11 protein-coding genes are annotated in these 10,634 nt (G+C 30.5%); 3 read left to right on the forward strand and 8 right to left on the reverse strand.

Going from position 1 to position 10,634, the window contains the following annotated elements:
• Positions 1 to 88 precede the first annotated feature (88 nt).
• Both VJ881_07690 and VJ881_07695 read left to right on the forward strand, forming a co-directional pair.
• The gene (locus VJ881_07690) at positions 89 to 865 is read left to right on the forward strand and encodes a hypothetical protein (protein HKL75933.1); all 777 of its coding nucleotides are present in this window, start codon (positions 89 to 91) and stop codon (positions 863 to 865) included.
• A gap of 14 nt (positions 866 to 879) precedes the next feature.
• The gene (locus VJ881_07695; protein HKL75934.1) at positions 880 to 1,254 is read left to right on the forward strand and encodes a hypothetical protein; all 375 of its coding nucleotides are present in this window, start codon (positions 880 to 882) and stop codon (positions 1,252 to 1,254) included.
• On the opposite strand, the gene VJ881_07700 is transcribed toward VJ881_07695, so the two are convergent.
• Both VJ881_07700 and VJ881_07705 read right to left on the reverse strand, forming a co-directional pair.
• A complete protein-coding gene (locus VJ881_07700; protein HKL75935.1) occupies positions 1,251 to 1,697 on the reverse strand; it encodes an Lrp/AsnC family transcriptional regulator in 447 nt (148 codons plus the stop codon). The genes VJ881_07695 and VJ881_07700 overlap by 4 nt on opposite strands.
• Positions 1,698 to 1,729: 32 nt before the next feature.
• A complete protein-coding gene (locus tag VJ881_07705; protein HKL75936.1) occupies positions 1,730 to 3,286 on the reverse strand; it encodes an L-lactate permease in 1,557 nt (518 codons plus the stop codon).
• A 250-nt stretch (positions 3,287 to 3,536) separates the two neighbouring features.
• Here VJ881_07705 and VJ881_07710 point away from each other — a divergent pair, with 250 nt between their 5' ends.
• Entirely contained in the window at positions 3,537 to 4,085 is a 549-nt protein-coding gene (locus VJ881_07710; GenBank protein ID HKL75937.1) for a TIGR01440 family protein, read from the forward strand.
• A gap of 74 nt (positions 4,086 to 4,159) precedes the next feature.
• Here the strand turns inward: VJ881_07710 and VJ881_07715 are convergent, their stop codons facing one another.
• The 6 genes from VJ881_07715 to VJ881_07740 all read right to left on the reverse strand — a co-directional run.
• The gene (locus VJ881_07715; GenBank protein ID HKL75938.1) at positions 4,160 to 4,516 is read right to left on the reverse strand and encodes a class II SORL domain-containing protein; all 357 of its coding nucleotides are present in this window, start codon (positions 4,514 to 4,516) and stop codon (positions 4,160 to 4,162) included.
• Positions 4,517 to 4,531: 15 nt separating this feature from the next.
• Positions 4,532 to 5,089 carry a rubrerythrin family protein gene (locus VJ881_07720; protein HKL75939.1) on the reverse strand — a complete coding sequence of 186 codons (558 nt, stop codon included), beginning with the start codon at positions 5,087 to 5,089 and terminating at the stop codon, positions 4,532 to 4,534.
• Positions 5,090 to 5,270: 181 nt separating this feature from the next.
• Positions 5,271 to 6,998 (reverse strand): hypothetical protein, encoded by a 1,728-nt coding sequence (locus VJ881_07725; protein HKL75940.1) that lies wholly within the window; start codon positions 6,996 to 6,998, stop codon positions 5,271 to 5,273.
• Positions 6,999 to 7,117: 119 nt separating this feature from the next.
• The gene (opp4C, locus tag VJ881_07730) at positions 7,118 to 7,993 is read right to left on the reverse strand and encodes an oligopeptide ABC transporter permease (GenBank protein HKL75941.1); all 876 of its coding nucleotides are present in this window, start codon (positions 7,991 to 7,993) and stop codon (positions 7,118 to 7,120) included.
• 17 nt (positions 7,994 to 8,010) lie between these two features.
• The gene (locus VJ881_07735) at positions 8,011 to 8,964 is read right to left on the reverse strand and encodes an ABC transporter permease (GenBank protein ID HKL75942.1); all 954 of its coding nucleotides are present in this window, start codon (positions 8,962 to 8,964) and stop codon (positions 8,011 to 8,013) included.
• A gap of 119 nt (positions 8,965 to 9,083) precedes the next feature.
• Positions 9,084 to 10,634 (reverse strand): ABC transporter substrate-binding protein (locus VJ881_07740; protein ID HKL75943.1); only part of this gene is annotated, 1,551 nt, incomplete at its 5' end.

Genomic DNA, 10,634 nt, shown 5'->3' on the forward strand with positions numbered 1-10,634 from the left:
GATTTCCAGGAAGAAAGGGGTGAAAGAGAAGAATATGAGCGACAAATTCAGAAAAATAATAGAGCAAAAGAAAAAAGAAAAAAGCTCCATGACATCAAAGAACTCGAAGAAAAAGGCTGGAATTAAAGAAGTTCCCAAAAAGAAAATGATCAAAAAGTTAAGAAAAGAAATTATAAAAAACGCTAATATAGATCCACTTTATCGGGATTGTACTTTTAATAATTTTGATGAAAATGTTTTAAGTAAGGAAAATCTAAAGCCTTATAAAAAAATAAAAAATTATGGTAAACATATTGATGCTGCCATAAAAAAACCTCAATCTCTTTATATACTAAGTGAATATCCAGGAATAGGTAAAACACACCTGGCAGTTTCTATTTTAAAATATGCAGCTCAAAAAATTGCTGAAAGAGAATATGAGGAAAATGAAGTTGTTCGTTATGGAATTAACAGAAGAACAACAACCTGGACTCCTGTTTATTTTATAAATGTATCAGAAGGTTTACAGGACATAAAAAATGATTATAGTGAAAATGGAATTGAATTTAAACAATCGGAAATATTCAATCGGGTTAAAAATGCTCAACTTGTAGTTTTAGATGATATATTTAATGAAATAAGATATACACCTTTTATTATGGAAACTATATTTTACTGGGTTGATTACAGACTAAAAAATAATTTAGCTACTATTTTTACCTCAAATCATAATTTCGAGATTTTTTTAAAAGAAGAAAGTTCTCCAATAGATAATGAAAGATTAAAAACTGTTGCCAGAAATACGGCATCTAGAGTAGCGAAAATGGTAAAAAATTATAAAGTTGCTTTTAAAAGCAGTGCAGAAACAGACTATAGACAGAAATAAAGGTGGGATTAAGATTGTTATCACGTACAGAAACTGTTAAACGTCTTATTAAAATTAGAAAATCAATTCAAAAAAACGAAGAAAAGCTTAATGAAGCAAGTTTGAATAATCTCAAAAATGAAGTTGATGATCTTTTAGTCGATGTTATTGGAGCCCCTGAAAAATTACAATATAAAGTTAATGAAATTTTAACTCAGGTTATTGATGGAAACATAAAAATTGATACTGCTCTGGTAGCAATCCATGAACTGGTTAATGAAGGCATGGAACCTGTTAAGTATAAAAATAAAAAGAAAAATTCTGCCTCCAAAAAGAAGAGGCAAAATTATCAAAGAAATAATCCTGATTTAAATATTACTGAATTAGAAAAAAGGGGCTGGAATAATTAGAGGCGAGCCCCTCCTTCTCTGCTTTTATACCTCTTTAAGATAATATTACTTTTTACTCTTGTAATTCCTTTTTGCGAATAAATTTTATTTATTAAAAAATCTTCTAGTTCATCCTGGTTTTTAAGCAAAGAATGCATATGAAGAGTACTGGCTCCTGTCATCAAATAAAGGCTATATACCCTTTCTTCTTTAGCCAACTCATTTGCAACTTCATCTAAATGATTTGGTTCAACATCTATTTCAAAAAACGCAGATAATTTTTTATCAACTTTTTCCGGATTTATTACTACTGTAAACTTTTCAATTATACCTTTTTTTTGCAATTTGACTATTCTTTCTCTAATACTAACCCTTGTTAAATCAAGTCTTCTACCCAACTCAGCATAACTCATTCTTCCATTATCCTCAAGAACTCTTAAAATCTGCTTATCAACTTCATCCATTTAAATTATCTCCCTTCTATTCATCTTTTAATTTATAAAATTATATAAGAAGCTATTCCCAATACTAAAGCCATTACAATTGCATAACCCATTGTTTTTTTCATAACTTCTCCTTCACGACCAACAATATTAGTAACTCCTGTTCCTAAAGCAATTGTTGTTGGTGTCATCATTTTACCTAAAGAGCCACCGGTTGTTTGTAGGGAAGTAATTGCCAGACTATTAATTCCAATTATTTCAGCAACATCTCTTTGAAAGGCACTAAATAATATATTTGAAGAAGTAGTACTCCCAGTCATAAAAGTACCTAATATACCTATAATTGGAGATACTATAGGATAAACACTTTCAGCCATCATTGCTGTCCCCTGTGCTAAGAGATTAATCATACCAGAATCCATCATAACAACTGACATCATACTCATTGACATAACTGTAATTGTTGAAGGTAAGGCCTGAGATGCAATAGAACTAAAAATTGTTTGACTGTATTCTTTTTTCCAGAGCCCTTTATATTTGTAAAATAAAATTGAACAAATTGCTGACAGTAAAATTAAGGTTCCCGGAGTTGTCAAAATAGAAATTGGTGAATAGGATTCAACTGCTTTATTTACAAAATCTAGAGAAGTTGCAGTCCGGGGAAAAGAAAAACCAATTTTATATTTTGATAATATATCATTTAAAGGGGTAAGATATATTACAAAAACAAAACCTAACAAAAAGTAATATGGAGCAAAAGCTGTATGAAAATCTATTTTATGTTCTTTTTCTTCTGGAACTTCTGATTTTCCTTTTTTATACCACTTAAATTTAGGTAAAACCAGCGCCCCCACTATTAAACCTATAGTACCTGCAGCCAAGGAAGCAATATATGGTAAAACAAAATTAGCAACTAAAATCAGGGTTCCTCCCATAGTAATACCCATCATTAAAACAGCAGGCAATCCATGTTTCAAACCTTTCCAACCATCATATAAATAAGAAATGGCTAAACCTGTCATAAGACAAATTGCTCCCAAAAAAAGACTACTCCAAAAAGCAAGCCCTGAAGATTCCAAACCACTTAAATTCACTAACACTCCAAAAGAAGAACCTAAAGACCCAAAACCTACTGCCCAGGCGTGTCCTATAAGAGAAGAAGCTGTTGCAACTATTGGTTTAAATCCAAGACCAACTAATAAAAGAGCTGAAACAGCTATAGGAGTACCAAAACCTGTAACCCCCTGTACAAAAGTAGTCAAAGCCCAACCAACCACTAATAATTGTAAAAGTTTATCTCCACCAGTTAAACTTGTAAATTTATCTGCAATAACTTCAAAACCATTTACTCTATCAACTATATTAAAAAGAGTCATTGCTCCCCAGATAATAAATAATATAAATACTGTTGTCCAGAGCCCTTTTAAAGAAGCAATAGAAATTAATCTAAAATTACCACCAAAAACCAAAAAAGAAATAACTGAAGCCAAAATCCAGGTAAAAGAACCTGCTTTACCTCCACTCCAGCGCAGAAACATCATTAAAACTAAAATAGACATAACTGGAATAAGTGCTATAAACCATTGGATCATATTTACATTCTCTAACATTTTATCATCCCTTTAATTCATTTGTTATAATATTAACTATCTAAATTTCTAAAAAAAGTATATCATATCGATTTTACAATTGTCAACTAATTTGTCTTTTTCTTTTCATAATAGAATTAATATTTGAGTTAATTATGTTAAAAACCATTATATATGAATAAATATAATTACATTGTGAAACAAACATAATATTTTATTATTATAATACAAATGTTATAATAGAAAAAATACGATAATTGAGGTGAAATTTATGAAAAATAAAAAATTAATAAATGATTTTACTACTGCTTTTCAGGAACTTATAGAAAAATCAAATCCAGCAAAAGGAGATATATTAATTTTAGGTGGTAGTAGTAGTGAAATACAGGGTAAAAAAATTGGATCAAAAACAAATTTAAATTTAGGAAAAATAATAATTAAAACTTTATTAAAATTAATCAAAAAAGAAAATATATTTTTAGCAGTTCAGGGTTGTGAGCATACTAATAGAGCTCTTGTGGTTGAAAGAGAATGTTTAAATAAATATAATTTAGAAGAAGTAAATGTCATACCTCATAGAAATGCTGGAGGTGGGTTAGCTACTGCTGCTTATAATAATTTTTCAGACCCAGTTATGGTTGATAAAATAAAAGGTCATCTGGGAATGGATATCGGTGATAGTTTTATAGGTATGCATTTAAAAAATGTAGTTGTTCCAGTTAGATTAAGTATTAAAAATATAGGTGAAGCTCATTTAACTGCAGCTAGAACAAGACCAAGACTTATCGGAGGAGATAGAGCCAAACATCAAAATAGATAATATTATTTATACACTAGAAAAACCGGCAGAAAAATTCTGCCGGTTACTTAAGTACTATTTAATTATTTTCAACATTACTCAACAGTAATTTCTTTTTCAGCTTCCCACTGATCATGTAAATTACAGAAAATAAATGATCTTAAGGTACAGGATTCTTCAAGTTTAATTGTTAAAGTTACTTCAGCCTTTGATTCTGGTGTAAAATCTACTCTTGCTAATTGATAATAATCAGCATATAACTCTACATATTGAATATAATGGTCAGGTCCCATTGGGTGATCAATTTCTTTACCCATAGTGAGTTTTACATCAAAATATTCACCTTTTTTAACTTTATCAGGTGCCTGGATGTAAGGAACATGTTTTTTCTCAAGAGCTGTCTTATCCTCAGACTTTTCATTTTCCAATTTCTTTAAATCATATTTTGACATTTGAAATCCCCCTTTTTATTTTGTAAATTCTTTAAATTCTTCCTTTTTCGCCTGACAAATAGGACATTCATCAGGAGTTCCATCTTTTACAGTATGGCCACAAACTTCACAAACACTAACAGATTCTAATTCAATATCATTACCCTTTTTAACTGAATCTTTTGCATCTAAAAACATCTTAGCATGTATTTTTTCTGCTTCAATAGCATAGTGAAAAGAACGAATAGCTTCATTTTCTTTTTGTTCTTTAGCTACCAATTGATAACTTGGATACATTTGATTGATCTCAAATAATTCTCCTTCTCTAGCACCTTCAAGATTCTCAACTGTATCACCAATTCCATAACCTGCATTTGAGGCAACTAAAAAATCTCCATCTACATTGTCTAAAGCTTCAAAGTGATTTGAAGCATGAACTTCTTCTGCATAGGCAATAGCTCTAAAAAGTAATCCTACATTGGGATAGCCATCTTCTTCAGCTTTGTCACCCCATACTTTGTATCTTTGATAGGCTTGACTTTCTCCACCAAAAGCTGAACGAAGATTTTGTGCAGTCATATCATTTTTTACCATAGATTTATCCACTCCTTTTATTAATAATCGTTACTGTTATCATTCTAACAATTCTTATAATTATTGTCAAGATATATAAATACAAATGATTAATTTCTCTTAATTAATATTATAACACAAATTAAAATAAATATTAAGATAAATGTTCAAATCTTCAAAAAATAATTTGATGAACTAAAATTTAAAAGAAATAATGAGAAAGAGAAAATACTAAATTTATTTGAGCAACCCAGTACATCCATAATGTTACTCCAGCTATTGCCAAAAACGGACTGGCTTCAGTATCAATCTCACTTCTGCTTAACATCAATAAAACAGCAATAAATGATGTTCCAAAAATATAAGGTATATATTTACTTAAAGGCACATCTGGAAAGAAAAAATATTCTGGAATTGTAATAAAGTAGGCAATAATTCCAAAAGCTAACATTATAAGTATATATGATATATATACATTATCTAATTTGTTTTTAAATGAAGATAAGTTAAACCTGTTTGCCATAATATAAAGTAAAATCAAAACAACTCCAGCAGCAAATATAATATGAAAATTTCTAATAACACTAAGTACCGGTAAAGCTAAAAAGTAAATAGGAGCTATAAAAAATACTGAGCTTTCACCACTAACATTTAATCCAATTATTTCCCAAAAACCAGCTTTTCTTGAACCAATATTAGTTGAATAATATAAATCTTTTCTATTATGATTGGTCTCTGCCCAAACTAATTGTAAACCTTTTTCATTATTAGAAATTTCAGGATTATAACTCATTTTATATTGACTAAATAATATATTTCCAGGCTTATTATTTTGAAGAGATTCATTTTCTGATAAGTACAATGAGGAATTTATATTTTCAAATTTATTATAAACCAAATAATGCTTATCATTCTTTTTTAAATGGTCAACAGCTGCAATAGTATTATCTTCGTATTTTTGAATATTTTCCAGCTTAATATTTTCTAAAGATATTGTTGCTTTATTCATATAGAGACGTCTATCATCTAAATTATAATGGTGATAAAAAATATACAAATAATTATTATTTATGACCATTACTGGTTTACTATTTTTATCTCTCTTAAAAGCTCTATCAATAATTTGTTTTCTATTTTCTAAAGTTTCAAATCTATTATTAACTACTTCTAAAATTAATTCTCTTTTATTGGTTTTATCTGATGTACTTGAAAAAAGTTTAGAAGGATCTTCTCTTAAATAGCTCAAATAAATTTTATTATTGTAAAACAAAAATTCTGGGTAACGGACCCCTAATCTCTGATTATCCTCACTATACTCTACTCTACTACTCCTAAATATTTTATTATTTTCTTTATCAAATTTAATTAATTCAATATAATTTTTATTTTCTCTATCGGCTGTTAAACCAAGATAAAAATCACCATTGAATTTATGACTAATCAAACTTATTGTATAAGAAAGATCAGATAAAATCACATTTTTTTCCTTTATATTATTTTTATTATCAAGTTTATAATAAATCAATTCCTGTTTAGAGTCTTTTTCTCCTTCTATAGTAAATAAATGAGTAACTTCATCATCATTAATAGTAGAAAAATAATTTAAAGATTGAGCTTCTTTAAATTTTGTCTTATTTTTAAGTTCACCATTCAAATTATATTGATTAATATATAAGGTCTCTTTAATACCCTCAGGATTTTTATCAATATAAAATAAATTAAAATTATCTTTTTCATTAACTACTGAAAAATTATCAGTATATAATTCTGAAACTAAAATTTGTGGTTCTTCCCAGGAAGGATTCCCAATATAATCTAGTTCATCAAGATTATTTCGATATTCATACCAATAAACTAAACTAAAAATAGTAACTAATATTAAACTTAATAGCAAAAATAATAATAATGATTTTAATGTTTTTTTCTTCATAGTAAACACCTCAATTTAAATCTAAATATAAAAATTGCGGTTACCTATGTAAATCCACTGAGAATTAACAAAATGGTAACCGCATTTTAATTTCCATAACCCAAATTTTTTACAATTTTTTATGACTTTTGAAGTTTAGGATCAAGAGCATCTCTCAGTCCATCACCAACAAAGTTAATACTTAAAACAGTAAGAATGATCATGATTCCAGGTGGTAACCAGAACCAGGGCATTGATTCTAATACTGATACACTCCTTGCTGCATTAAGCATACTTCCCCAACTTGCTGTTGGAGGCATAATACCAAGTCCAAGATAAGATAATCCTGCCTCAGAAAGTATTGAGTAAGCAACTCTCAAAGTAGCATTAACTATAATTGGAGCCAAAGCATTTGGAAAAAGATGCTTTAACATTATCCTTAAATCATTACTTCCCAGTGCCCGAGAAGCATGAATGAATTCTCTTTCTCTAAGAGTTAAAACTCTACCTCTAACAAGCCTTGCAACACCAGTCCAACTTAAAACACCTATAATAACCATTAATTTATAAAGTCCAGGTCCCCAAATAGCACCAATCGTAATCGCCATAACTAAAAATGGTATACTTCGGAAAACGTCAATAATTCTAGACAAAATTGTATCAACCCAGCCGCCAAAATAGCCAGCCATTAAGCCAATAAGAGTACCAAGTGTAACTGAGATTGACATAGCTACAACTCCAACTGATATACTGACTCTACCTCCATATAAAACTCGAGATAAAATATCTCTTCCAACTCGGTCTGTACCTAATGGAAATTCACTGCTCGGTGCCTGTTTAGCCTGTAAAATATTAGTTTTATTAGGATCATGTGGAGCCAACAAAGGAGCAAAAATAGCTGAAAGTACAATTATTGTAAGCAAAAATAATCCAAAAAGAGCCATTTTGTTTTTCTTAAAGTGCCTCCAGGCCATAGACCATGGTGATTCTGCTTTTGATTTGTTATTTTGGCTCATTAATATTCCCTCCTTTATCAATCATATTGTATTCTTGGATCGACAATTACATATAAGAAATCAGCTAATAAGTTTCCTAGGAAAACTAAAACAGCAACTAATACATCTACTCCCATAATCACTGTATAATTTCTCTGCCAGACTGCTCTAACTAAAAGTCGTCCCATGCCTGGATAAGAGAAAACCTCTTCAATAATAACTGCTCCACCAAATAAAAGTGGAACTGATAAACCTATCAAAGTTACTACTGGAATTAAAGCATTACGTAAAGCATGTTTATAAATAACTACTTTTTCCTTTAAACCTTTAGCTCTAGCTGTTCTAATATAATCTTCCTTGATAACCTCTAACATACTTGAACGCATATAACGAGTCATACTGGCCACTCTAGCCAATCCTAAAGCTATTATTGGTAAAGTAGCATGATGCAAATAAGAAAAGAATGTGTTATTTCCCATCGCATCTGTAAATCCACCTGATGGAAACCAGGTTAATTTAAGAGAAAATGAGAAAAGAAGAACAAGTCCAAAGAAAAAACTAGGTATTGAAACTCCTAAAAATGCTCCAAGCGTTGCTCCATAATCAAACAATGAATACTGCCGCGTAGCCGATATAATACCTATTGGAATCGCCAAAATAATACTTAATAACATTGCACCAATTGTTAAGAAAAGAGTAGGTTTTAATCTTTCAGCAATTAATTCATTTACTGGAGCCCGTGTTGAATCCATTGAATAACCAAAATCCCCGGTAACAAAATCACCTAACCATCTTGCATACCTAACGGGAATAGGGTCATTAAGCCCAAGTTCTTCATATTTTGCCTGCAAATCTTCCTGAGTAATATTTGGATTTTGCAGACGAGCTATTGGATCACCTGGGGCCATATTAATAAGTATAAAAATGAGAAAGGATACTAATAATATTACTGGAATCCCCTGTAGTAATCTACGGATTATATATTGAGACATTATTTACCCCCTTTAAAAAATTATATATACATAGAGCAGATGGGGCTATATAACCCCATCTACTTATTTTTGACACTTTTCATCCTATAACAATATTACATTATTTAAGTAAATTAAATTTACTTACGCATAGACTTTGGAATCCATACTTCTTTAAGAAGTTCCCATCCCTGACCAAATGGATTCATAGCTATTGGATTAGGATCAAAACCACGTACACGCTTATTTAAAACCTGTGGATAAATATTAGCATACATTGGTAGGTAAGGCATTGATTTATTCCATTCTTTCTGGAATTCAACATATAGCTGTCTTCTGGTATACTGATCTAGAGTTGTACGTGCTTCTTCGATAAGTTGATCTGTCTCTTCATTACCATAACCAACTCTGTTCCAGTCACCTTCTGTATGCCATACATTGTATGGATCAGGATCAGCACCGAAACTCCAACCCATAAACCAAACATCTAATTCATTGTTGTCAACTCTTTCAGTCATAGTGTTGAATTCTAATTTTCTAATTTCAACATCCATACCAATTTCATTTAAATTATCCTGAGCAAGAGCAACTAACTGGTTAATAAATTCTGAACCAGAAGATGCATTAATAGTAAAGGAAAGTGGTTCTCCATTTTTATGCCATAATCCATCTTTCATTTCCCATCCAGCTTCTCTAAGAACTTCTTTTGCTTTTTCAGGATTATAAGGATACTGATTTAAATCATCAGTATATGCCCAGCTAGCCTGAGAAATAGGAGAGTTAACATTAACAGCAAGTCCATTCATAACCATTTCCTGGAATCCTTTTCTGTTAACACCATAAGCAACAGCCTGACGTACAGCCTGATCAGCTACTGGAGAATCTCCCACAAGGTTAAATGCTAAATAACCAAAACCATTTCTAACTTGTTTATGAACAGTTACATTATTCATGTCTTTAACTCTATCAAACTGTGAAGCCATAATTTGAGCATAGTCAATTTCGCCTTTTTCTAACATAATAACTAATGCAGGCTCATCAACATATCTCCAAACTACATTATCAAGATATGGTCTGCCTTGACGATAGTTTTCAAAAGCTGAAAGTCTTGTATATTCATCTGTTTTGTATTCAACAAATTCAAAAGGACCGGAACCTATTGGATTTTGATTAAAGTCAATTTTCTTCATATCAACAGGATCATATTCACTTAGAATATGTTCTGGAAGAATTCCAAATCCAGTAGTAACGGTTAAGAAAGGAGCATGTACCTTACTTAGGGTAATCTCAATAGTATAATCATCAATTACCTTAATTCCTCTAACTTCATCAGCTTCTCCATTTTGAAATTCTTCTGCACCAAGAATAGGTGTAAAGTTAGATGCACGAACTCCAGAATAGTCTGGGTGTAAGAACATTTCATAAGTATACTTAACATCTTCAGCAGTTACTGGTTCTCCATCATGGAACTCTGCTCTATTATCTAAAAAGAATGTATAAGTCTTATAATCTTCACTTACTTCCCATTTTTGTGCTAAAGCAGGTTGAGCCTGGAAATTCTTATCTACATATGTTAAACCTTCAAAAACAAGGTCAACAATATCAGCATCATAAGTAGTTTCAGAATAAAGTGGGTTAAACATACCTTCTGGAGACTGAGTTTCTGCTAAATGAATAGTACCTCCATAAGT

The organism is Halanaerobiales bacterium, assembly GCA_035270125.1.
Lineage (GTDB): Bacteria > Bacillota > Halanaerobiia > Halanaerobiales > DATFIM01 > DATFIM01.

Bases quoted from the DNA above. Each gene is read 5' to 3' on its own strand.
- VJ881_07700 (HKL75935.1), bottom strand. From the start codon at position 1,697: ATGGATGAAGTTGATAAGCAGATTTTAAGAGTTCTTGAGGATAATGGA.
- VJ881_07715 (HKL75938.1), bottom strand. From the start codon at position 4,516: ATGTCAAAATATGATTTAAAGAAATTGGAAAATGAAAAGTCTGAGGAT.
- VJ881_07710 (HKL75937.1), top strand. From the start codon at position 3,537: ATGAAAAATAAAAAATTAATAAATGATTTTACTACTGCTTTTCAGGAA.
- VJ881_07725 (HKL75940.1), bottom strand. From the start codon at position 6,998: ATGAAGAAAAAAACATTAAAATCATTATTATTATTTTTGCTATTAAGT.
- VJ881_07720 (HKL75939.1), bottom strand. From the start codon at position 5,089: ATGGTAAAAAATGATATGACTGCACAAAATCTTCGTTCAGCTTTTGGT.
- VJ881_07705 (HKL75936.1), bottom strand. From the start codon at position 3,286: ATGTTAGAGAATGTAAATATGATCCAATGGTTTATAGCACTTATTCCA.
- VJ881_07735 (HKL75942.1), bottom strand. From the start codon at position 8,964: ATGTCTCAATATATAATCCGTAGATTACTACAGGGGATTCCAGTAATA.
- opp4C (HKL75941.1), bottom strand. From the start codon at position 7,993: ATGAGCCAAAATAACAAATCAAAAGCAGAATCACCATGGTCTATGGCC.
- VJ881_07690 (HKL75933.1), top strand. From the start codon at position 89: ATGACATCAAAGAACTCGAAGAAAAAGGCTGGAATTAAAGAAGTTCCC.